This is a genomic window from Streptomyces sp. AA4 (genome assembly GCF_000158875.1).
GTDB lineage: Bacteria > Actinomycetota > Actinomycetes > Mycobacteriales > Pseudonocardiaceae > Amycolatopsis.
The window spans coordinates 285,497-306,966 of sequence record NZ_GG657746.1 but is presented as its reverse complement, the minus strand read 5'-3'; the positions used below and the strand labels follow the sequence as shown (position 1 = coordinate 306,966).

Sequence of the window (21,470 nt, the reverse complement as noted above, 5' to 3'; positions counted from 1 at the left end):
ATGAACGCGCGTGCGCACGTGGTGATCCCCGCCCACAACGAAGAACAGACCCTCCCCCGGCTGCTGGACGCGCTGACCGCCGACGCCGCGCCGGGCGAGCTGGAGATCGTGGTCGTGGCGAGCGCGTGCACCGACCGGACCGCTGCCGTCGCGAAGGCGGCCGGGACGACGGTCCTCGAAACCGCCGTCCCGGGCAAAGTCACCGCATTGCAGCTCGGCGACGAAGTCCTGACCGGCTACCCGCGGCTGTACGTCGACGCGGACGTGGTCCTGTCGATCCACGACGTCCGTGCGCTCGTCGAGGCGCTCGCGGCCCCGGACATCGCCATGGCGACCCCGCTGCCGCTGCTCGAATTGGACGGCCTCGGCCCCGTCGTTTCCCGGGCGCACCGCGCCTGGGCCCAGCTGCCTTCCGTGCGGCAATCAGGCGTCGGCTCCGGCGTCTACGCGCTGAACGAGCAGGGACACGCACTGGCCTTCCCGCTTCCCGACGTCCTCGCCGACGACGCCTGGGTGCACCGTGCCGTTCCCGCCGAACGGAAAATCGTGGTCCCCGAAGCTCGGTCCGCGGTCCGGCCGGCCGCCACGGTGCGCGCGTTGGTGCGCCGCCGGGCCCGGGTCCGGCTCGGGCACCGGCAACTGGACCAGCTGGGCCGCCCGGCGCAGCCCGGCACCGAATCCGGCTTGCGCACGTTGTCGCAGCTCGTGCGCGGCGGGGCCGTTTCCGTCACCGAAGCGGCCAGTTTCAGCGCCGTGGTGCTCGCCGACCGGGCGATCGCGCGATTTCGCCGCATTCGCGGGAACGAATCGGAATGGTCCACCGATAACACCAGCAGACTCATCTCGACGCACGAAAACCGCGCCAGGTGACCGCCGCCGAGTCCGCCACGGAAAGGACGGGTAACACCATGCAAGAAGTCCGGAAATTCGCCTTCCGCCGCGATGACCTGTTGCCTCTTGCCGACAAACTGCACGAGCAGTTCGTGACGGCACAACCGTTCCGGCACATCGTGATCGACGACTTCTTGCCGCCCGAGGTCCTGGAACCCGTCCTCGCCGAATTCCCGGAGCCCCGGGACGCCCAGTGGCAGAAGTTCGACACGTCGCAAGAGGTGAAACTCGCGCTCGCGGACACCGAGCGAATGGGACCGGCCACCCGGGAACTGCTCGCCGAGTTCAACGGACAGGTGTTCACCGACTTCCTCGAACGGCTCAGCGGCATCGAGCACCTCGTCCCCGATCCGCATTTCGACGGCGGCGGCCTGCACCAGATCCGGCCCGGCGGGTTCTTGAAGGTGCACGTCGATTTCAACCGGCACCGCAGGCTCAACCTCGACCGCAGGCTCAACGGCCTGCTGTATCTCAACAAGGACTGGGAAGAGTCCTACGGCGGGCATTTGCAGCTGTGGAACCAGGACATGTCCGAGTGCGCGCACAAGATCCTGCCGGTGTTCAACCGGTTCGTGCTCTTCGCCACGACCGACGACGCCAACCACGGCCATCCGGATCCGCTGACCTGCCCGGACGACCGGGCCCGCCGGTCGATGGCGCTGTACTACTACACCAACGGCCGCCCCGCCGAGGAAGTGCGCGACGACCACACCACGGTCTTCAAGCAGCGTCCCGGCGAATCGTGGCAGAGCAACCTCCGCCAGGTCGCCAAGCGCTGGACGCCGCCCGTCCTCGCCGACCTCGCGGGTCGCTTGAGCAGCAAGTAATCGCTTCGAACGAAAGGCGGAGCGAAATGTACGCGCTGCTTGCTCAATCCATGGTGGTGCTGCATTTCGCTCTGCTTTTCTACCTCCTCGTCGGGGGATTCCTCGCGGCCCGCTGGTGGTGGATGGCGATCCCGCACGCGCTCTACGTCGGGTGGGCGGTGCTGACGCTCTACGTGGCGGTCGGGTGCCCGGTGACGACGGTCGAGAACTGGGCGCGGCACCGGGACGGGCAGGTCCCCGACGACCGCCCGTTCATGTACCGGTATGTCGAGGGCGTGCTCTACCCCGAGCACCACATCAACTACCTGCGCGCCGTTTTCGTGGTCGTGATCCTGCTCAGCTGGGCGTTCAGCGCCCGGAAGCTGTGGAACCGCCGGAAGGCGCGTCAGGGCGCCACCGCGGCTCCGTTGTCGGTGAACGTGTTCCCGGACCAGACGTCGGTCTTGGCCGAGGGTTCGACCGGACCCCACCGGTAGCTGTCCCGCACGAACCGGTTGTTCGTGAAGGCGGTGTCGCCGGGAACGCCGAAGTACACCGAGTAGCCGCCCCCGCCGATCTGGTTGCCGTCGACCACGATCCGGCCCGCGGTGCCGCGGTCGATGCTGTCGTTCATGATCATCGCCGAGTTGACCGAACGGTCCGCGGCGGGGTCCTTGCTCCACTCCCCGCCGAGCCCCGGGTTGACGACGTTGTGCTGGACGAGCACGTTCGCGACCCGCTCCATGATCTGGAGACCGTCGGCGTGCGCGCCGGTGGCCGGGGTGAAATCGTGGATCCACGAGTCGGTCATCGTGAAATTGTTGCCGACTTTCGCGCCGTCGTTCGTCATTCCGTAAATGTCGGCGTGCGAGACGGTGACGTTGTGGTAGCCGATTCCGGCGTCGGTGTAGTCGCCGCGGATGGTGACGTGGTCCGCGTTCACCGATCCGTCGCCCTCGGTGTCGATCCCCCACGGAACCGTGCCGTCGCCGGTGAACCGGCAGTTGCGGATCACCACGTCGTGCACGCCGTCGCCGATGAGCACGCGGCCGGTGATGTCGAGGTTTTCGATCACCTGGCCGGATTTGGCGGTGATCGACCCGGATTTCGCGAGCGGCGTTCCGGCGGGCACGCCGTATCCGCCGGCCCCCGACTGCCCGACCGGGCCGCCGGTCGCCGACGGCCGGTTCGCCGAGGTGCCCGAACCCATGCTGGCGGAGGCGGCCGGAGCGCTCGCCGGTTTGCTCTGCTCCACCGGAGCCACGGTGCCCGGCGCGGTCGGGCTCGGCGCGGCGGAGGTCGGGGACGCGGCGGCCGCCGGCGACTCGGGCACGTCGGAACCGGCGGCCCCGGGTATCGAATGGCACGCCGTCAGCACCATCGCGGCCGCGCCGGACGCCGCCGCGGCAAGAACAATTTTTCTCACGTTGCGTTACTCCACTGTGATCGTGTCGATGCCAAGAAGAAATGGAACGACACGGCACCCTAATCAGCAACGCACCATGAACACAACCCGCCGGCGGCGGGCAAAAATTGATCACCGGAATTCGGTGATCAATAAACGGGAGCCGGGCGCGGCCCGGTTCAGCCCTCGACGCGGCGCAGCCAGGCCTCCCGCCAGTACGGGTAGATCGCCCGCGGGCAGAACCGGTGGTAGAGCGAACGGCAGAAAACGTCTTCGAGCACAACGCAATCGCGCAACCGGAGCATCCGGCCGGTCTTCTCGTCGATGATACGTTCCACCCGATGCAGCACCCGGGCGCGCTGTCCGCAGTACGGCAGCATTTCGACGTCGAAGAGCATGCCCCGGTTCTTGTTCTCCGGGGAAAGCGTGCGGAGGATCTCCTCCTTGCTCCGGACCTCGACCAGCTCTCCCGGCTCCAGCCGCAGGGGTTCCGGCTTCGGCCCGGACGGCCCGGTGCCCCGCAGGAACGGATAGGTCTCGCCGCCGCGGATGCGCAGCCGGGCGGGCAGCCGCGTGCTCAGCCGCTGGAATTTGTTGAAGAGCACGACGAGGAGCCCGCGCAGGACCACCGCCGGTTTCTCGTTGCCGGAGCGGATGTCTTCCAGGTACTGCCCGGGCGAGTAGGCGCTCAGCGGCGCGGAAGCGTTGAGCAGTTCCGTTGCCTGGCAACGATAACGTTCGACACCGTCCTCGTCCGGCGGCGCGATTGTGTCGGCAGTCAGCGTCTCGACGGTCGCCTCGGCGGGACCGGCGGGTTCCGGTGCGGGCTCGAGCCACTCCTCCCGGAAGAAAAGAAGGCACGCGGCTTGGCAGCCCCCGTGCGCGCTTCCGTCACAGCGCGCACCGGCCAGATGAACAGTGCGTTCCAGTTTCCGGTGATCGGTACTGGGAGTGATGGTGTCGCACGTTTTTCCGGCCCGTTTGTACACCCGCATCTCCTGACCGGCGAAACGGAGCATTTCGGGCATGAAGGGCAAGCCGTCCATTCTGCCCTGTTTGTCGAGCGTGGCCAGGATTTCCTCGGCGCCGCGCACGCGCACTCGATCTCCCGCTCGCAGCTTGGGTCCGGCATCGCCGTGTGCCATCTGAGTACCTCTCTCGGGACAGCCTGCGGTTAGGTCGCGAGAACGCACCTTTCCGTTACCGAGATGTGCGTAATGAAAAGCCGCGCGCCAGCGAATAAGTAGCGTCTGCTCCCTGCACCCAGGAGATGAGGTCGCCGGTGCCGCGACGCCACGTACTGATCATCGTGCAGAACCTCCCCGTCCCGCTCGACCGCCGGGTGTGGCTGGAATGCCGTGCACTCACCGAATCCGGCTATGAGGTTTCCGTGATTTGCCCCAAGGGAACCGGCGATCCGAAGTACGAAGTGCTGGACGGAGTACACCTTTACAAGTACGCGCCTCCGCCGAACGCCTCGGGCGCTCTGAGCTATTTGGTCGAATTCGTCTACTGCTGGCTGCGCACCGCGAACCTCTCGCGCAAAGTCTGGAAACGCCGTCGCTTCGACGCGCTCCAAGCCTGTAACCCGCCGGACACTTTCTGGGCACTCGCGCGGCTTTGGCGGCTGCGGGGCGTGCGGTTCGTCTTCGACCACCACGACCTCAACCCGGAAGTGTTCCGTTCCCGCTTCGGAGAACCGGAGAACTTCGCCGCCCGTCTGCAACTGGCCGGCCTGTACTGGCTGGAGCGCATGACTTTCCGGACCGCGGATCGGGTTGTTTCCACCAACGCGTCGTACCGGCGAATCGCTGTCGAACGCGGGAACGTGCCGCTTTCCCGCACGACGATCGTCCGCTCCGGGCCGGACACCTCGGTCATGCGGCCGCGGCCGCCGAAACCGGAACTTCGCCAGGGCAAGCGGTTTCTCGTGGTGTGGCTGGGAATCATGGGACCGCAGGACGGGGTGGACGGCGTGCTGGAGGTCATCTCGCGGGTCGTCCGCGACCATCAGCGCACCGACGTCGCCTTCGCGTTGCTCGGCTTCGGAGACTGTCTCGAAGACCTCCGCCGGCAGTGCACCGAAATGGGGCTCGACGAGTGGGTGCGGTTCACCGGCCGGGTCGGCCCGGAGGAAATCGCCGATTACCTCTCGACCGCGGACGTGGGTCTCTCCGCCGACCCCTACAGCCCGCTGAACGATCTTTCGACGATGAACAAGACCATGGAGTACCTCGCGTTCGCGTTGCCGGTTCTCGCCTACCGGCTGACCGAAACCGTCGTGTCCGCGGCCGATTGCGCCGTCTACGTGGAACCGGGCCACACCGGGACTTTCGCCGCGGAACTCGTGGCGCTGCTCGACGATCCGGAACGCCGGGCGGAACTCGGCAAGGCCGGTCGCGTCCGGGCGGAGCAGGAACTCGACTGGGCGCCACAGGCCCGGGCTTATCTCTCGGTCTACCAAGGCCTGTTCGACGAGGAGAAGAATTGACATGTTCGCGAGACGGATTGCGGTAGTCGGCACGGGATACGTCGGACTCACCACCGGCGCGTGTCTCGCGTCGCTCGGGCACCGCGTGGTGTGCGCCGACCTCGACCCGGACAAGATCGCCCGGCTCGCGGACGGGGAGGTCGACATCCTCGAACCCGGCCTCGCCGACCTCGTCGCCGAGGGCCTGGCGGCGGGACGGCTCGAGTTCGTCCACGGAGCGGCGGCCGCGATCGACGCCGACCTCGAGGTGGTTTTCCTGTGCGTGCCCACCCCGATGGGCGTCGGCGGGGTCGCGGACCTGTCCAGCGTCGAAGCCGTCCTCGACGAGATCCGGGAGCGCCTGCCTTCCGGGGTCGTGGTGGTCAACAAGTCGACAGTGCCGGTCGGGACCGCGGAGCGGACCAAGGAACTCCTGCGCCGCGAGGACGTCGCGGTCGTCAGCAATCCCGAATTCCTCCGGGAAGGCACCGCGGTGCGCGACTTCCTCAGCCCGGACCGCATCGTCGTCGGCAGCGACGCGCAGGACGCGGCCGAGCGGATCGCCGGCCTCTACGCGCGGCTCGGCGCGCCGACCGTGCTGACCGACGCGGCGAGCGCGGAACTCATGAAGTACGCGGCGAACTGCTTCCTGGCGATGAAATTGTCTTACGTCAACGCCATGGCGGAATTGTGCGAACGGCTCGGCGCCAACCTCGCGGACATCACCGAGGGCATGGGATATGACCACCGGATCGGACAGGCCTTCCTGCGGCCCGGCCCGGGCTGGGGCGGCTCGTGCCTGCCCAAGGACACCCGGGCGATGCTGCAGATCTCCGACTCCGCGGACTTCGAATTCCGCTTGCTGCGCGCGGCGATCGACACGAATGAACGGCAACGACAGCGCATCGTCGACAAAATTCGCCTCGCGGTGACGGGCAGCCGGAACGGTTCGATCGCCCGGCTCCGGTTCGGCCTGCTGGGCCTGACCTTCAAGGCCAACACCGACGACGTCCGGGATTCGCCCGCACTCGCGATCGCCGCCCTGCTGCGGCAAGCGGGCGCGGAACTCGTCGGCTACGACCCGGCCCTGCGCGCGGACACGCTGCGCCCGGAACTCGGCGACGTCAGCCTCGTCGAAGACCCGCTGCTGATGGCCAAGGACGTCGACGCGCTGATCCTGCTCACCGAATGGCCGGAATTCCGGTCGCTGAACTGGACCCAGCTGGCGGAGGTCGTCCGCCGCCCGATCGTCGTCGACACCCGCAACCTGCTCGACTCCGACGTGCTCCGCCGCTCCGGATTCAGCTGGACCGGCCTCGGCCTCGCCGCCTGACGCTCACCGAAAGCGCCGCAGCACAGCACGCAACTGCGGCGCGATCGGCGACGCCTTGACCGCCGACACCGCCTGCCTGCCCGCCCGCCGAACGAGACCCCGCAACTCGCCGCTGGTCATTTCCCCCTGGCAGACCATGACCTGACCCGTCATCGCACGCCGCTTGTACTCGTCCTCGCCGCGTCCGAGGTCGATCCGCTCGACGCCCCATTCCGGCGCGGCCTGCACTATTTCCCGCAGCAGGATCCAGCCCGGGGCCAGCCGGGAAAACCGCGGCTCGTAGACCGGGAACCACCAATGCAGCACCCGGCCGTCCCGAAGACCGAAGTGTGCCGCGAGCAGTTCCCCTCCACTGTGGACAGCCGAGAGCAGCCCGCCGAAGGATCCTTCCCGAGTCCGGAGAAGCCGGTGCAACAGCGCGATCCGAGCCGGATCGGCGAAGTAGTCCCGCGCACCGGTCGCCGCGTATTGCTCGCGTTTGAGCCGGATCACCTCGTCGAGCAGCGCGGGATCCCGGCTGTCGGCCGTGAAGACCAGCGGCCCGTGCTCGCGGCCCGCTTTGGCCGCTCGGCGCCGGGCCTGCCCCATATTGTCCTTGCCGCTGCGCGAAGCCCGCCCCAGATAGCCCTCCAGCCCGCCGGTGACGTCGAGGTACGGCGAGGGCCGCCGGGTGTCGATCCGCTGCTCGAACTCGGCCGTGTCCAGCAGGTGATCGAAGCTGAACGTCCGGGCCCGCAACGCCGGCAGCAGCGTCTCGACCGGGAATCGGCTGCCTTCCGCTTGAATCGGCCCCTGGAAATCCGCGGCGGGCCAGCCGACCGGGCGTACCGCGGACCCGTTGCGGTGCACCGGAAACAAACCGGTGACCGCACCGGCGGCCTCCGCGACGGCGACGTGGACCGGCGGCCCTTCCGCGTGCACCGCCGCGGCGAATTCCGGATGGAAATACGGGCTGTCCAACGCGGAATTGGCCGCCCGCAAGGCATGCCAGGCATCCAATTCCCGAGCCGTGAGGCGACCGAACTCGACTACGCGCACCGCCGTTCAGCCCGGAAGCGCGGTCAGGCGGCGCGAAGGCCGCACCAGTGCGACAAGCGCGGCCCGAGCAGTCCGCCGGCCGCCGAGCGAGCGGAGAAGCTCGCCGAGCACCACCGCCGCGAAGTAGGCCGCCGAGGCCAGCCACCCGCTGCGCCGGCGGAAAAGCTCGACCCGATTGACCGTGAGCAACGCCCACAGCACCGGATTCGTCCCGGATTCGCCGCCGATGTGCTCGACCACCGCGGACGGTTCGTACCACGGCTGCCAGCCGAAATCCTTGGCGCGCAAGCTGAATTCCGTCTCTTCGCCGTAGAGCAGGAACGATTCGTCCCACGGGCCGATCTCGCGCAGCGTGTCCGTGCTGATCAGCATCGCCGCGCCGGTGCCCCAGGCGACCGGGCGCGCGTACTCGTACTGCATCGGATCGGTGATCAGCTCGCCCAGCGTGCCCCACCGGCCCGCCCGGTGGCCGCCCGCGATCGATTCGGCCAGCGCGCGCAGCACCGTGGGGTCCCGGCGGATCGAGGGCTGGAGCGTGCCGTCCTCGTTGAGCAGCCGCGGATAAACGATGCCCCGGCGCGGGTATTCGAGTGCGCGAGCGAGGATTTCCAGCGCGCCCGCACGCGGGCGGGCGTCCGGATTGAGCACGAAAACCCCGTCTATTTCGGCAGTTCGCAATTCGTCGAGCGCCGCGTTGACTGCGGCCGCATAGCCCCCGTTATGTCCGGTGCGCAGCAAGGTGACCGGAACGTCCCATTCCCGGGAGGCGATTTTCTCGGTGCCGTCGGAGGACATGTTGTCGGCCACGATCACCTCGACGAGGTCGGTGCCCTGCGCGGCGGCACGCAGCGACGCGAGACATCCCGCCAGCACAGTGGCACTGTTGTAGGTCACGATGATGATCGCAACCCGGAATCGCGGCTCACTCACGCTCGAAATGTCGCGCTGGACGACCGGCCTGTTACGACGGATTTCGTTGGGCGGCAACGGGGATACCCGTTAACCGCGGCACCGCTTCACCACTTTCGCGACTGCCCGCCGGGCCTTGCGGCGCACGCCGGGCGATCCGTCGAGCACATCCGCGATCCAGGCGGCGTCGAGATCACGCGTGAGGCTGGTCCGCGGCTGCAGCCAGTCCCTCTCCCTCGCAGGCCCTCCGTCGCTGGTGTAAGCCCGCTGGACGCCCGCGCGGCGCAACCGGCGCAGAACGGTCCGGTCGTAGGAACCGAACGGAATCGCGACCCGGTGCACCGGCGTTCCGACGTGCGCCGCGAGTGCCTGCGGCGCCCGCACCAGCTCCTCGCCGACCTGGTCGCGCTCCAGCCGCCGCCAGTCGCGGTGCGCCCAGCCGTGCGAGCCGATCTTCATGCCGGCGGCCAGAAGTTTCCCGATCCCGGCCTCGTCCACCGATCCCGGAGTGCCGAGCCGTCCGGCCAGCAGGAAGAATTCGGCGCGCAGCCCGCGCTCGACCAGCCGCGGCAAGGCGATCTCGACGTCCGAGGAGTTCCCGTCGTCGAAGGTCAGCCGGACCTCGGGACGGCCCGCGACGGCGTCCAGCACCCGTTCGAACTGGTCCACCCGGACCCAGGTTTCGCCCTCCCCGGGATCCAGCGGACGCACGGGTGTCCCGATGCCGTGCACCGTGAGATTCACCAGCTTGCCTGCCATCGCCCGCCCTTCGCCGCACCATCGGACTAATCGCGCAAAACGCGGCGATAGTTACGGTGCGGCGAAGGACCGGGGTTCAGCTCCCGCTCACGAACGCCGACGCCAGCTTCTGTCCGGTGCTCGTGGCCGCCGCGTGGTCCTCGATCGGGTTCACGCTCGAGTTCTTGAAGCACACGTACGTCACGCCGGAGTCGACGCCGCCGTTCTTCGGGTCCGGGTTGATCCCGAGAGCCTTGGCCGTCGCGTACGAGGCCTCGCCGATGATCTTGTTCGGCCCGGTGTCGCCGATGACCGCGTACTCGACCTTGCCGTTGTAGATCACCGCGCAGGAACCGCCGCCGCGAAGGCCGGAGTTCGCGTAATTCCAGATGCTGCTCGAACTGGGGACCACGATGTACGGCAGCTTGGCGGCGTTGAGCGGTTTGCCGTCGGATTGCGGGAAGGCGGTGTCGGGGTAGAAGCAGCAGTCAGTGTTCTCGTTGCACTCGGAGGTGCGCTGGCCGTCGCAGTCGATGTCCATGTCGGCTTTCCAGAAGACCGCCTTGCCCGCATCGCAGACCGGCACGGTCGCGCTGCCGGAGTCCTCGTCGGTTTTGTATTTGCCGTTGGAGATCTGCTTGCAGGACGCCACCTTGGCGAGAATCTGGTCCGCGGTCGGGCCTGCCTGAACCGCTTCCGCGGCGGGGGTCGCCGCGGTGGCGAGCGCGGCGGGCAGGACGGCGGCGGCGATCGCCAGAATCGCGAGCAGGACGAGTTTCCGCATCGACGCTCCCTGTTTATTAGGAAACTTTCCTTACGGCGGCGCGCGCTCAGGATGCCGCCGTACGGATGCGGTCACAACCCGCCGAAAGAGGGTGTTTTTCCCGCCGAACCGAGCAGTCCGTGAAGGTGGCCCGCCGGGAATCGAGGTCCGTGAAGGACCCCTTGAGGGAATCTAAGTCCGTGAAGGAGCCCTTCACGGACCCCGGTTTACCGGCCCGGCCGGGAAGCCCAGCGGGCCGGGAATCGACGCGGCCGGCGGCTCACCGCTTCGGCCCAGCGGGGGTTCAGGTCCGAGCGGATCTCCGTCCGGGGCCGAACCAGCGCCGCCCCGCGCACGCCGCCGACATTCGCGTACACCCGCGTCGCGCCGGCCTCGCGCAGATGCGTCAGCACTCGCCGGTCGAACCGGCCCTCCGGCAGCGAAAACCGCCGCACCGGGGTTCCGCTCAGCTGCTCCAGCAGCCGCGGCGCGTCATCCAGCTCCCGGCGCACCGCGAACGACCCGTCGAGCCGTCGCCAGTCCAGCCGGTCCCAGCCGTGCGATCCGACGTGCATTCCGGCGTCCACCAGCTGCCGCAGCCCGGCGCGGTCGACGTACCCGCGCTCGCCGACCCGGCCGGCCAACGGGAAGAACTCGGCATACAACCCGCGCTCGACCAGCCGCGGCAAGGCGATCTCGACGTCCGAGGAGTTGCCGTCGTCGAAGGTGAGCTGCGCCCCCGTCCCGGAGACGACGTCCAAGAGCGCGTCGAACTGCTCCACGGTGATCCACCGCTCGTCCTCACCCGGATCGAGGGCTCGCTCGGGCTTGCCAATGCCGTGCACCGCAAAGGTGATCATCGCGCCTCCCGTCCGAAGTACCGTACCCGATTAATCGGATTGGCAAACGGAGTAGTTACCAGCGCCGATCCCATGGTCAACAAAGGTTTTCCTGCGCGAGGTAAACACTCCCGCAGGAAAATCGGAATACGTCCACACTTGTAGACAGAACTCATCTTCACACGTTTGGGTGAAGATTCAATGATTGCGCTGGTAGTGCCGCCGCACCTTCTCCCGATTTCCGCAGGCCGCCATCGAACACCAGCGCGCGCGGTTCGCCCGGCTGCGGTCGAGCAGGAACAGCTGGCACTCGTCGTTGGCGCAGGCCCGCAATCGCCCAGGGAGATCCTTTTCGAGCGCCGCCCAATCCAGAACGGCTTCGACGGCCAATCGCGCGTGCGGCGGCGCCTCCACCTCCCAGCGGAGACCGTCCGCGGAAAGCTCCGGCACCTGACGCACCCCGTCCAGGAGCGGACGCAGCACGACCGGCGAACTGACCCCGCGCACGACGTCCCGCAGGAGATCCCGCGCCCGCCGCAGCAGTTCCAGCTCCGCGCCGCTCCCGTCGCCACCGCGCTCGCGCGCCCACTGCCGGTCGAGCGCGTCCTGTTCCTCGCCGTTGACCAGCGGCCTGCTGTTGAGCAGGGCGAGCACGTCCATCGAAGCTCCCTAACCAGATCGAACCCTTTGACAGGTTAGCCCGCCCGTGCTTGCATGGCGAGCAACTAACCAGATCAAATCTACAAAGGGGTTAGCCATGATCCGCCACCGGACGACCTCCGTCGACGGCCACCAGCTCTTCTACCGCGAGGCCGGTCCCGTCGGCGCACCCGCGATCGTCCTGCTGCACGGATATCCGACCAGCTCGTTCATGTTCCGGAACCTGATCCCGCTGCTGGCCGACCGCTACCGGGTAATCGCGCCGGACCACCTGGGCTTCGGCCACTCCGCCGCGCCCAGCGCCGACGAGTTCGACTACACCTTCGACGCCCTCGCCGACCTCACGTCCGGCCTGCTCGACCAGCTCGGCCTGGACCGCTACGCGGTTTACGTCCAGGACTACGGCGCCCCGATCGCCTGGCGGCTCGCGCTCCAGCACCCGGACCGGATCTCCGCGATCGTCACGCAGAACGGCAACGGATACGAGGAAGGCTTCGTCGACTCGTTCTGGGCCGGGCTTTGGGCCTACGGCGCGAACCCCGGCCCGGACACCGAACCGGCCGTCCGCACCGCGCTGAGCTACGACGCCATCCGCTGGCAGTACCTGCACGGCGTCCCCGACCCGAGCCTGGTCAGCCCGGACACCTGGGAGCACGACTACGCCCGGGTCTCCCGCCCCGGCAACGACGAAATCCAGCTGGCCTTGTTCCGCGACTACCGGAACAACCGCCCGCTTTACCCGCGACTGCACGAATTCCTGCGCACCCACGACGTCCCGGTGCTCGCCGTGTGGGGCCGACGCGACGAGATCTTCGCCCCGGCCGGAGCGGAAGCCTTCGCGCGCGACGCCAAGGACGCCGAGGTACACCTGATCGACGGCGGGCACTTCCTGCTGGAAAGCCACCTGGACGTCGTCGCGGGCTACCTGCGCGGTTTCCTCGGCCGGGTCCTGAAGTAACCGGGCTCGGCAACGAGAAAACCGCCGCACAGTCCGGAAAACGGCCGGTGTCCCGGTTCTCGAACTGCTGTCGAAGTAACCCCTACTTGCGGATCTCCAACGTGCAGCACTTCGGCCCGCCACCGGCCTTCCGCAGTTCTGAGATGTCCACGTACACCGGCTCGTACCCCCGCTCGGCCAGCCGCGCGCCCAGGTCCGTCGCCTCGACCGGAAGCACCACGTTGCGGCCGTCGGACACCCCGTTCAAGCCGAAGCACTCGGCGTCGGCCGCGGTCGCGAGCACCGCGTCCGGGAACATCCGCCGCAGCACCCGCTGCGAGCCCGGCGAGAACGCGTCCGGGTAGTAGACGACCTGCGCGGTCGTCGTGTCCGTCGCCTCGGCCAGCACGAACAGCGCGGTGTCCAGGTGGTAGTAGCGCGGGTCGACCAGCCGCAGCGACACGACCGGGACGCCGAGCACCTCCTGCGCCTCGGCGTGCGCCGCCGGGTCGGTGCGGAAGCCGGTGCCGGCCAGCAGGAGCTTGCCGGTCCAGGCGAAATCGCCCTCGGCCTCGTTGATCTTCTCCGGCATCGTCAGGTCGCGGTAGCCGTGTTCGAGGAACCAGCGGCGGAAGTGCTCCGCCTCGGCGGCGCGCTGCGGGGCGCGGAACCGCGAGCCGAGCACGCGTCCGTCCACGACGGTGCCCGAGTTGGCCGCGAACACCATGTCCGGGAGGCCGGGTTGCGGGTCGATCTCCTCGACGGTGTGGCCGAGGCGGCGGTAGGTGTCGCGCAGCTCGGTCCACTGCGCGACGGCGACGTCCACGCTGACCGGCTTCGAGGGGTCCATCCAGGGGTTGATCGCGTAGTCGACGGCGAAATAACGCGGCGGGCACATCAGGTAACGGCGGGGCGTGGGCACCCGCGGCGGCACAACCTCTCCCTGCATGCAAACAGGCTAAGGTCGACCTAATCTCGCAATCAATCGCTGTTCACTGCGCACCTGCGTGCTAAACATTGCGTGTGAACACCATCGACCAGCGAATCGTTTCCTGCCTGGTGGCCAACGCCCGTTCCAGCTACGCGGAGATCGGCAAGGTGGTCGGGCTGTCCGCCCCCGCGGTGAAACGACGCGTGGACCGGCTGCTGGAGACCGGCGTGCTGCGCGGCTTCACCGCGGTCGTCGACCCGGAGGCGCTCGGCTGGGGCACCGAGGCGTTCGTCGAGGTGCACTGCCAGGGCAACGTCACGCCCGGCCGGATCCGGGCCCGGCTCGAACCGTTGACCGAGGTTGTCGCCGCCTACACGGTGTCCGGCGCGGCGGACGCGATCGTCCACCTGCGCGCCGCCGACATCCACCACCTGGAGACCGCGCTCGAGCGGCTGCGCGGGCTGGAGATCATCGACCGCACGGTGTCGACGGTCGTGTTGTCCCGGCTGCTGGAACGGCCGCCGACGCCGTCCTGAGTGACGGTTCTAACCGGCGGCGGCGAGCGCGCGCCTGCGATGCTGAGCGCCATGACCGACCGCATCCACAGCGAGCACGACCAGGGCGTCGCGCTGCTCACCGTCGACGCCCCGAAGAGCCGCAACGCGCTCACCCTCGACCTCTCCGCCGAGCTGGCCGCGGCGGTCGCGCGCGCCGAGGCCGACGAGAGCGTGCACGCCGTGATCGTCACCGGCGCCCCGCCGGCGTTCTGCGCGGGCGCGGACCTCACCGCACTCGGCAAGGCCGACGCCGAGGGACTGCGCTCGGTGTACGCGGGCTTCCTCGCCGTGGCCGGCTGCAGCCTGCCGACGATCGCCGCGGTCGGCGGGGCCGCCGTCGGCGCTGGTCTGAACCTCGCGCTGGCCGCCGACGTCCGTCTTGTCGGACCGCACGCCAAGTTCATCCCGCGGTTCCTCGAACTCGGCTTGCATCCCGGCGGAGGCATGACCTGGATGTCGCAACGCATCCTCGGTCCGCAGCAGGCGTCCGCGATGGCGTTGTTCGGCGAAACCCTTACCGCGGAATCCGCGGTCCGGGCGGGGTTCGCGCTGCGTTTGGTGGACGGCGACCACGACGCGTTGGTCCAGGCCGCCCGCGATCTCGCCGCCCCGACGGTCGCCGCTCCGCGCGAGGTCGTGGTGTCCACCAAGCGGACTATGCGGCACACCAGCGGCCTGACCGAACACGCCGCGGCGGTCGACGCCGAGCTCGTTCCACAGTTGGAATCGCTGGCCGCACCGGCATTCGCGGAACGTCTCGCGGCGATGAAGGCCCGCATCAGCCGCCGCTGAGCCGGGCCGCGCACAAATTCCCACATTCCGGGAACCCTCAACCTGGAGCAAGCTGCTGGTCAGTGGCGCGCGGGCGGCAAGAGACGCGCGTCACTCCGGAGCGCGGCCCGATTCGCCCTACGATCGAGGGCACCCCGGCGGGCATTCGGTCTGCGTACCCCACACTTGACCGCACTCGGGCCGCGGCCAGGGGCGCGGCGAGTAACCTCGGAAGCAGGCCTCGGCGGGCTCCCCGGGGAGCCGACCCTGGCCCGCAGCACGCCGGGAGAGAGGGATTCCCTGACCCATGAGCACCAGTGCGAACGGCAGCGAGGCCGGTAACGGCGCGCTGACCGCGTCCCGGTCCACCGAGGTGAACAAGCTGGACCGGGTGGTCATCCGGTTTGCCGGCGACTCGGGCGACGGGATGCAGCTGACCGGCGACCGGTTCACCTCGGAGGCCGCGGCGTTCGGGAACGACCTGTCGACCATGCCCAACTTCCCGGCCGAGATCCGGGCGCCGCAGGGCACCATCCCCGGCGTCTCGTCCTTCCAGGTGCACTTCGCCGACTACGACATCCTCACGCCGGGCGACCGGCCGGACGTGCTCGTCGCGATGAACCCCGCCGCGCTCAAGGCGAACGTCCGCGACGTCCCGCACGGCGGGACGATCATCCTCAACACCGACGAGTTCACCAAGCGGAACCTGGTGAAGGTCGGCTACGAGACCGACCCGCTCGACGACGATTCGCTCTCGCCGTTCCAGGTGCACCGGGTCGCCATGTCGACGCTGACCCAGGGCGCGCTCGCCGACACCGGCCTCGGCAAGAAGGACGCCGAACGCTGCAAGAACATGTTCGCGCTGGGCCTGCTGTCGTGGATGTACCACCGGCCGACCGAGGGCACCGAGCGGTTCCTGCGCGAGAAGTTCGCGAAGAAGCCGGACATCGCCGAGGCGAACATCCTCGCCTTCCGGGCAGGCTGGAACTACGGCGAGACCACCGAATCGTTCGCGACCACCTTCGAGGTCGCGCCCGCGAAGCTGGACAAGGGCACCTACCGGCAGATAACCGGGAACACCGCGCTGGCGTACGGGATCGTGGCCGCCGGACAGCAATCCGGGCTGCAGATCCTGCTCGGCACGTACCCGATCACGCCGGCCTCGGACGTGCTGCACGAGCTGTCCAAGCACAAGAACTACGGCATCATCACGTTCCAGGCGGAAGACGAGATCGCCGGCATCGGAGCCGCGCTCGGCGCGTCCTACGGCGGGGCGCTGGGCATCACGTCCACGTCCGGCCCCGGCGTCGCGCTGAAGTCGGAGACCATCGGCCTCGGCGTGATGACCGAACTGCCGCTGATGATCATCGACGTGCAGCGCGGCGGGCCGTCCACCGGCCTTCCGACCAAGACCGAGCAGGCCGACCTGCTGCAGGCGATGTTCGGCCGCAACGGCGAATCGCCGGTGCCGATCATCGCGCCGCTGTCGCCCGCCGACTGCTTCGACGCGGCGATCGAGGCCACCCGGATCGCGCTGAAGTACCGCACACCGGTGCTGCTGCTGTCCGACGGCGCGATCGCCAACGGTTCCGAACCGTGGCTGGTCCCGAATGTGGAGGACCTGCCGGACCTGCGCGTGGAATTCGCCTCGGAACCCAACTCGGACAACGGATCCGGCGAGTTCTGGCCGTACGTGCGCGACCCCGAGACGCTCGCGCGGGCGTGGGCGATCCCGGGCGCCCCCGGGCTGCAGCACCGCATCGGCGGGCTGGAGAAGGCCGACGGCACCGGCCACATCTCCTACGACCCGGACAACCACGACAAGATGGTGCGGCTGCGCCAGGCGAAGATCGACGGCATCGACGTGCCGGACCTGGAGGTCGACGACCCGTCCGGCGAGGCCCGCGTGCTGGCGCTGGGCTGGGGTTCGTCCTACGGCCCGATCGGCGCGGCCTGCCGCCGCGTGCGCAAGCTCGGGATGCCGATCGCGCAGGCGCACCTGCGGCACCTGAACCCGTTGCCGCACAACCTCGGCGAGGTGCTGGCCCGCTACGACCGGGTCGTGGTCCCGGAGATGAACCTCGGGCAGCTTTCGCTGCTGCTGCGGGCGAAGTACCTGGTGGACGTGCACTCGCACACCAAGGTCGCGGGCCTGCCGTTCAAGGCCGAGGAGCTGCAGAACGTGTTCTCCGACATCATCGCCAACCTCGTTCCGGAGGGCGTCAAGTGACCGCCATCGATCTCGGGCTGCCGCAGCTCGGCGGCATCGACCTGGTGCCGACCACCGACGAACCGCAGAAGGCCAAGGACTACAAGTCCGACCAGGAAGTGCGCTGGTGCCCCGGCTGCGGCGACTACGTGGTGCTCAACGCCGTGCAGTCGTTCCTGCCGACGCTCGGGCTCAAGCGCGAGAACATCGTCTTCATCTCGGGCATCGGCTGCTCGTCGCGGTTCCCGTACTACCTCAACACCTACGGCATGCACTCGATCCACGGCCGCGCGCCGTCGATCGCGACCGGGCTCGCCACGACGCGCCCGGACCTGTCGGTGTGGGTCGTGACGGGCGACGGCGACGCGCTGTCCATCGGCGGCAACCACCTGATCCACGCGTTGCGGCGCAACGTGAACATCAAGATCCTGCTGTTCAACAACCGGATCTACGGGTTGACCAAGGGCCAGTACTCGCCGACGTCGGGCCAGGGCATGGTCACCAAGTCGACGCCGATGGGCTCGCTGGACACGCCGTTCAACCCGCTGTCGCTGGCGATCGGCGCGGAAGCGTCGTTCGTGGGCCGCGCGCTGGACTCCGACCGCAAGGGCCTGACTGAGGTTCTTGAGGCGGCGGCGAAACACCGCGGTTCGGCGCTGGTGGAGATCTACCAGAACTGCCCGATCTTCAACGACGGCGCGTTCGATGTGCTGAGGGACAAGGACGAAGCCGCGTCCCGCTTGATCCCGCTGCACGCGGGCGAACCGATCCGCTTCGGCCCGGAAGGCGAATTCGGCGTCCGCCGCGGCGACTGGGGCGGCCTGGACGTCGGCAAGGTCGCGGAAATCGGCGAGGAAAACCTGGTGGTGCACGACCCGTCCATCGCGGACACGTCGTACGCCTTCGCGCTTTCCCGCCTGGGCGACCAGAACCTGAACCACGTCCCGACGGGCATCCTGCGCCAGGTCGAACGCCCGACGTACGACGACGCCGCGCGGGCCCAGGTCGAGCAGGCGCGCGAGGCCCGGAAGCCGGACCTGCAGGGGTTGTTGCGGGGCAAGGACACCTGGACTGTCGCTTAGTCCACTCACGACAGAGGCCGTCACTCCTGGATTCGGGAGTGACGGCCTCTGTCTTATGTGGACTCAATGCAAGGGACGGAACCCGACCCGCTCCGCGTCGGCGGCACTGCGGAACCACACCTCAGCCACCATCTTCGGGAACTGCGGCGAATCCTCCCCGCAATACCGCAACGCCGTCACACTCGCCTTCACCGTGAAACCCTCGGCCGGACGGCCACCACCCGGCCGCGGCATCGCCGAACCCGGACCGAACGGCCCCGGCGGCACCGCGTCGTCCGCGGTCTGCCGCGCGGGCGGCGGCTCCGGAGCGGCCATCGCGGCCTGGTTCGGCTGCACGGACGGCTCGAACAGCGAACCGCTGTGTCCGCCGGCCAGGTCCGGTTCCCGGCGCTCGACCGGGCGCATCGACGGCTGGATCGGCCGCGGCGGGTCGAAACCGCCGCGCGGGGATTCGCGGCGCTGGCGTTTCGGCAAGCCCTGGCTGCTTTCCGCGGTGTCCTCTGTGGACTCGGCGGCGGACCCCCCGACGGACCCAACCGCCGGTTCGGCAACGGGCCCGGCGTTCGGGATCAGGTGATCGGTCGTCGAATCCTCTTCGAGGTGGCCGACCGCCGGCTCGGCTGGTTCCTGGAACGGCGAGCGCTGCGCGGCGTCCGGCTGGTTGAACCAGTCCGGTTCCGGTTCGGCCGCCCGGCCCGGACCCGGGCGGAACAGCGAGACCGGCTCGGGCTCCGAAGCGGTGCTGTCCAACGGAGTCGGGTCAAGCCGTCGCTCCAAAGAGGACAGACCGTCGGCGGGCTCGGCCACGTGGCGGCCCGGCTCTTCCTCGACCGGCTCCGAGTAGTCCTCGGCCGGTTCCGGGAGACGGTGGTAGCCGCTGTCGTGCTCGTCCGCCGGTTCCGCGATCCGGTGGTAGCCGCTGTCGTGGTCCTCGGCCGGTTCGGCGATGCGGTGCGAACCGGTTTCGGCGGGCTGCAGGTACTCGGTGGCCGCGGCGCGGTAGGCCGAACCGGAGTCCTCCGGAGCGGTCTCGGCCGGTGCGCTGTCGAAAAGACCGTTCTGGTGTTCGCGGGCCTCGGCCTGCGCGAACGCCTCGTCGACGTCGTCCTCCGGAGCTTCCGCGGCAGCGGCAGCCGCCGGTTCGGGAGCCGTGCGGTACTCCGCGTCGTACTCGGCTTCCGGCTCGAAAGCGCTAGTCGCCTGGATGACTTCCGTCGGAGCGTGCTCGCGGCGGTCTCTGGTCCAGTCCTCCGCGGGCGGCAGCACCGCGGTGCGCGCGGGCGTGCTGGCCGCGGCGCGGGCCGTGTCGGCGTGCGCGCTCGCCAGTTCCGCTTCCAGTTCGCCCACCCGCTTGCGCGCCGGACGAGCCAGCACCAGCCATGCGAGGACCGCACCGACAATGAAGGCCAGCAGGCTCCAGAGCCACACCTGCCCGAAAATGGACATTTCTCGCCCCTTTTAGAACGTTCGCGCGACCAGGTAGTCGGCGACCGACTCGCAAGCGTCGCGCGCAGGGGAAGCGGGCAGCGAGGCGAGCTCGGCACGTGCTCGGGAAGCGTAGTCGGAAAGGGTTTCCCGCGCGCGTTCGAGGCCGCTGGAACGGCGCAGCAGCTCGAGCGCCTCGGCGACGAGCGCGTCGTCGGTGATCGGGCCGGCGAGCAGCTCCACGAGCCGCGGGTCGGTGCCCGGATCGGCCAGCGCGTACAGCATCGGCAGCGTACGGACGCCTTCCCGCAGGTCAGTGCCCTGCGCCTTGCCCAGCTCGACCGACGGCGACGCGATGTCGATGACGTCGTCGGAGATCTGGAAGGCCGCGCCGATGATGTCGCCGAAGCGGCGCAGCGCCTGGATGTGCTCCTCGGCCGCGCCGGACATCATGCCGCCGAAGCGTCCCGACGTCGCGATCAGCGAACCGGTCTTCTGCGCGATCACGGTGAGGTAGTGCTCGACCGGGTCGTCGCCGGGCCCAGGACCGACGGTCTCGCGCATCTGCCCGCTGACCAGCTCGCCGAACGTCTCGGCGATGATCCGCGCGGCGTCCGTGCCGAGGTCGGCGACGAGCCGGGAGGCGTGTGCGAAGAGATAGTCGCCGGTGAGGATGGCGACGGTGTTGTCCCAGCGCGAGTTGACGCTCTCCGCGCCGCGGCGCATGGTCGCCTCGTCCATCACGTCATCGTGGTACAGCGTCGCCAGGTGCACCAGCTCCACCGCCGCGGCCGCGACCAGCACCTGCTCGCCCTGCTTGGGCCCGAACTGGGCGGACAGCAGCGTGAACAGCGGACGAAAACGTTTGCCCCCCGCCTCGACCAGGTGCAACGCGGCGTCGTGCACCGCCGGCACGTCACTCTTCACGACGTCCCGCAGCATCGTCTCGACGTCCGCCAGCCCGCTCGCGATGGCCCGCAGCAACGGCTCGTCCTGGATCTGCAGCCCGACGGTCGCGCGCAGGTCCTCGACAGCGCCATCCCGGGCCGCCCCCGGAGGTGGTGAAGACACAGACACGTCGGCTCCGCTCTCTCGTGGCGCTCTTCGCCAGTCGGTTACCCCCTTCAGGGTAGTGGTTGCCCCGCGGCCTGCCTTTACCCGCTGTCCTGCGGAAACGGTGACGAACGCGACACTCGCGCCCGGGTCCACGAACGGGTTGATCCGCGCTCCCGGACGGGTGATCGCCGCCCAAGGACGCAACGGGCGATTCGGACCTGCGGATAGTCCGTGGGAGCAGGATCAGCAGCGAGGAGACGACCATGATCATCAAGCGCACCGTTTTGGCCGGAGCAGCACTGGCCGCCGCCGGTTTGCTCACCGCTGCCGGGACCGCCGCCGCGGACACCCCGGCCGGAGTCGCCGACATCGGCAACGCGAACTTCACGAAGGCCGGAACCACCATCTCCGTCCCGACGCAGTCCGCGTGCGCCGTAGAGGGCCCGACCAGCGCCTCGTCGCCCGCGGTGGCCAAACCCGGCGTCACCTTCGGCGGCGGCACTTCCTCGTGCACCACCCAGGTCACCGATCCCGCGAACGACGTCACCACCACGACGTCGACCGCGACGGGAAACAACTTCGAACTGTCGGCCCTGGTGAGCTCCGGCGGCAAACGCATCCGCATCTCGACCTACACGGTGACCTGCAAA

Annotated in this window: 21 protein-coding genes and 1 pseudogene; 11 read left to right on the top strand and 11 right to left on the bottom strand. The window is 68.9% G+C overall.

All coding sequences use genetic code 11. The annotated features are described in order from the left end of the window. The 3 genes from SSMG_RS01495 to SSMG_RS01485 are packed head-to-tail and all read left to right on the top strand — an operon-like array spanning position 1 to position 2,194. Positions 1-870: a glycosyltransferase gene (locus tag SSMG_RS01495; RefSeq protein WP_009072127.1), complete on the top strand. Its 870-nt coding sequence runs from the start codon at positions 1-3 to the stop codon at positions 868-870. Between the two features lie 38 nt (positions 871-908). Beyond that, a complete protein-coding gene (locus SSMG_RS01490; RefSeq protein ID WP_009072126.1) occupies positions 909-1,718 on the top strand; it encodes a 2OG-Fe(II) oxygenase in 810 nt (269 codons plus the stop codon). A 26-nt stretch (positions 1,719-1,744) separates the two neighbouring features. Next, entirely contained in the window at positions 1,745-2,194 is a 450-nt protein-coding gene (locus SSMG_RS01485; RefSeq protein WP_009072124.1) for a DUF2784 domain-containing protein, read from the top strand. Here the strand turns inward: SSMG_RS01485 and SSMG_RS01480 are convergent. Both SSMG_RS01480 and SSMG_RS01475 read right to left on the bottom strand, forming a co-directional pair. Next, complete coding sequence (locus tag SSMG_RS01480) at positions 2,104-3,123, bottom strand: hypothetical protein (RefSeq protein WP_009072122.1); 1,020 nt, start codon at positions 3,121-3,123, stop codon at positions 2,104-2,106. The genes SSMG_RS01485 and SSMG_RS01480 overlap by 91 nt on opposite strands. Before the next feature lie 158 nt (positions 3,124-3,281). Next, positions 3,282-4,247, bottom strand: coding sequence for a hypothetical protein (locus SSMG_RS01475; protein WP_037712220.1), 966 nt, complete (start codon positions 4,245-4,247; stop codon positions 3,282-3,284). A 137-nt stretch (positions 4,248-4,384) separates the two neighbouring features. On the opposite strand from SSMG_RS01475, the gene SSMG_RS01470 reads away from it, so the two are divergent. Together SSMG_RS01470 and SSMG_RS01465 are read left to right on the top strand one after the other, a co-directional pair. Continuing rightward, a complete protein-coding gene (locus tag SSMG_RS01470) occupies positions 4,385-5,593 on the top strand; it encodes a glycosyltransferase family 4 protein (RefSeq protein ID WP_199785750.1) in 1,209 nt (402 codons plus the stop codon). A 1-nt stretch (position 5,594) separates the two neighbouring features. Beyond that, complete coding sequence (locus SSMG_RS01465; protein WP_009072116.1) at positions 5,595-6,905, top strand: UDP-glucose/GDP-mannose dehydrogenase family protein; 1,311 nt, start codon at positions 5,595-5,597, stop codon at positions 6,903-6,905. Positions 6,906-6,908: 3 nt separating this feature from the next. Here SSMG_RS01465 and SSMG_RS01460 read toward each other — a convergent pair whose 3' ends face one another. The 6 genes from SSMG_RS01460 to SSMG_RS01435 form a co-directional block, all read right to left on the bottom strand. Then, positions 6,909-7,943, bottom strand: coding sequence for a GNAT family N-acetyltransferase (locus SSMG_RS01460; RefSeq protein ID WP_009072114.1), 1,035 nt, complete (start codon positions 7,941-7,943; stop codon positions 6,909-6,911). A 6-nt stretch (positions 7,944-7,949) separates the two neighbouring features. Further along, positions 7,950-8,873 (bottom strand): glycosyltransferase family 2 protein, encoded by a 924-nt coding sequence (locus SSMG_RS01455; RefSeq protein ID WP_009072113.1) that lies wholly within the window; start codon positions 8,871-8,873, stop codon positions 7,950-7,952. A gap of 69 nt (positions 8,874-8,942) precedes the next feature. Further along, on the bottom strand, positions 8,943-9,611 hold the full coding sequence (locus SSMG_RS01450) for a polysaccharide deacetylase family protein (RefSeq protein WP_009072111.1): 669 nt from the start codon (positions 9,609-9,611) through the stop codon (positions 8,943-8,945). A gap of 76 nt (positions 9,612-9,687) precedes the next feature. Next, the gene (locus SSMG_RS01445) at positions 9,688-10,374 is read right to left on the bottom strand and encodes a glycoside hydrolase family 75 protein (RefSeq protein WP_009072109.1); all 687 of its coding nucleotides are present in this window, start codon (positions 10,372-10,374) and stop codon (positions 9,688-9,690) included. 206 nt (positions 10,375-10,580) lie between these two features. Beyond that, positions 10,581-11,213, bottom strand: coding sequence for a polysaccharide deacetylase family protein (locus SSMG_RS01440; RefSeq protein ID WP_009072107.1), 633 nt, complete (start codon positions 11,211-11,213; stop codon positions 10,581-10,583). 177 nt (positions 11,214-11,390) lie between these two features. Continuing rightward, positions 11,391-11,852: a CGNR zinc finger domain-containing protein gene (locus tag SSMG_RS01435; RefSeq protein ID WP_009072104.1), complete on the bottom strand. Its 462-nt coding sequence runs from the start codon at positions 11,850-11,852 to the stop codon at positions 11,391-11,393. A gap of 97 nt (positions 11,853-11,949) precedes the next feature. Here SSMG_RS01435 and SSMG_RS01430 point away from each other — a divergent pair, with 97 nt between their 5' ends. After that, the gene (locus SSMG_RS01430) at positions 11,950-12,810 is read left to right on the top strand and encodes an alpha/beta fold hydrolase (protein WP_009072103.1); all 861 of its coding nucleotides are present in this window, start codon (positions 11,950-11,952) and stop codon (positions 12,808-12,810) included. 82 nt (positions 12,811-12,892) lie between these two features. Here SSMG_RS01430 and ddaH read toward each other — a convergent pair whose 3' ends face one another. Next, the gene (ddaH, locus tag SSMG_RS01425) at positions 12,893-13,738 is read right to left on the bottom strand and encodes a dimethylargininase (RefSeq protein ID WP_086024856.1); all 846 of its coding nucleotides are present in this window, start codon (positions 13,736-13,738) and stop codon (positions 12,893-12,895) included. 74 nt (positions 13,739-13,812) lie between these two features. Here ddaH and SSMG_RS01420 point away from each other — a divergent pair, with 74 nt between their 5' ends. The 4 genes from SSMG_RS01420 to SSMG_RS01405 all read left to right on the top strand — a co-directional run bounded on the left by SSMG_RS01420 (position 13,813) and on the right by SSMG_RS01405 (position 18,339). After that, positions 13,813-14,256, top strand: a complete 444-nt coding sequence (locus SSMG_RS01420; protein WP_037712217.1) for an Lrp/AsnC family transcriptional regulator — start codon at positions 13,813-13,815, stop codon at positions 14,254-14,256. A 51-nt stretch (positions 14,257-14,307) separates the two neighbouring features. Then, the gene (locus tag SSMG_RS01415; RefSeq protein ID WP_009072097.1) at positions 14,308-15,069 is read left to right on the top strand and encodes an enoyl-CoA hydratase; all 762 of its coding nucleotides are present in this window, start codon (positions 14,308-14,310) and stop codon (positions 15,067-15,069) included. Positions 15,070-15,355: 286 nt separating this feature from the next. Next, on the top strand, positions 15,356-17,278 hold the full coding sequence (locus tag SSMG_RS01410) for a 2-oxoacid:acceptor oxidoreductase subunit alpha (protein WP_009072094.1): 1,923 nt from the start codon (positions 15,356-15,358) through the stop codon (positions 17,276-17,278). A 17-nt stretch (positions 17,279-17,295) separates the two neighbouring features. Next, positions 17,296-18,339: a 2-oxoacid:ferredoxin oxidoreductase subunit beta gene (locus SSMG_RS01405; RefSeq protein ID WP_286157015.1), complete on the top strand. Its 1,044-nt coding sequence runs from the start codon at positions 17,296-17,298 to the stop codon at positions 18,337-18,339. 63 nt (positions 18,340-18,402) lie between these two features. Here SSMG_RS01405 and SSMG_RS01400 read toward each other — a convergent pair whose 3' ends face one another. Together SSMG_RS01400 and SSMG_RS01395 are read right to left on the bottom strand one after the other, a co-directional pair. Beyond that, complete coding sequence (locus tag SSMG_RS01400; RefSeq protein WP_009072090.1) at positions 18,403-19,785, bottom strand: LapA family protein; 1,383 nt, start codon at positions 19,783-19,785, stop codon at positions 18,403-18,405. A gap of 12 nt (positions 19,786-19,797) precedes the next feature. Then, entirely contained in the window at positions 19,798-20,835 is a 1,038-nt protein-coding gene (locus SSMG_RS01395) for a polyprenyl synthetase family protein (RefSeq protein WP_037712214.1), read from the bottom strand. Positions 20,836-21,083: 248 nt separating this feature from the next. On the opposite strand from SSMG_RS01395, the pseudogene SSMG_RS01390 reads away from it, so the two are divergent. After that, positions 21,084-21,470: pseudogene (locus SSMG_RS01390) on the top strand (hypothetical protein); the annotation flags it as partial.

Coding starts and splice junctions, on each gene's coding strand:
- SSMG_RS01495 (WP_009072127.1), top strand. CDS start 1: ATGAACGCGCGTGCGCACGTGGTGATCCCCGCCCACAACGAAGAACAG.
- SSMG_RS01490 (WP_009072126.1), top strand. CDS start 909: ATGCAAGAAGTCCGGAAATTCGCCTTCCGCCGCGATGACCTGTTGCCT.
- SSMG_RS01485 (WP_009072124.1), top strand. CDS start 1,745: ATGTACGCGCTGCTTGCTCAATCCATGGTGGTGCTGCATTTCGCTCTG.
- SSMG_RS01475 (WP_037712220.1), bottom strand. CDS start 4,247: ATGGCACACGGCGATGCCGGACCCAAGCTGCGAGCGGGAGATCGAGTG.
- SSMG_RS01465 (WP_009072116.1), top strand. CDS start 5,595: ATGTTCGCGAGACGGATTGCGGTAGTCGGCACGGGATACGTCGGACTC.
- SSMG_RS01450 (WP_009072111.1), bottom strand. CDS start 9,611: ATGGCAGGCAAGCTGGTGAATCTCACGGTGCACGGCATCGGGACACCC.
- SSMG_RS01445 (WP_009072109.1), bottom strand. CDS start 10,374: ATGCGGAAACTCGTCCTGCTCGCGATTCTGGCGATCGCCGCCGCCGTC.
- SSMG_RS01440 (WP_009072107.1), bottom strand. CDS start 11,213: ATGATCACCTTTGCGGTGCACGGCATTGGCAAGCCCGAGCGAGCCCTC.
- SSMG_RS01435 (WP_009072104.1), bottom strand. CDS start 11,852: ATGGACGTGCTCGCCCTGCTCAACAGCAGGCCGCTGGTCAACGGCGAG.
- SSMG_RS01430 (WP_009072103.1), top strand. CDS start 11,950: ATGATCCGCCACCGGACGACCTCCGTCGACGGCCACCAGCTCTTCTAC.
- ddaH (WP_086024856.1), bottom strand. CDS start 13,738: ATGCAGGGAGAGGTTGTGCCGCCGCGGGTGCCCACGCCCCGCCGTTAC.
- SSMG_RS01415 (WP_009072097.1), top strand. CDS start 14,308: ATGACCGACCGCATCCACAGCGAGCACGACCAGGGCGTCGCGCTGCTC.
- SSMG_RS01410 (WP_009072094.1), top strand. CDS start 15,356: ATGAGCACCAGTGCGAACGGCAGCGAGGCCGGTAACGGCGCGCTGACC.
- SSMG_RS01400 (WP_009072090.1), bottom strand. CDS start 19,785: ATGTCCATTTTCGGGCAGGTGTGGCTCTGGAGCCTGCTGGCCTTCATT.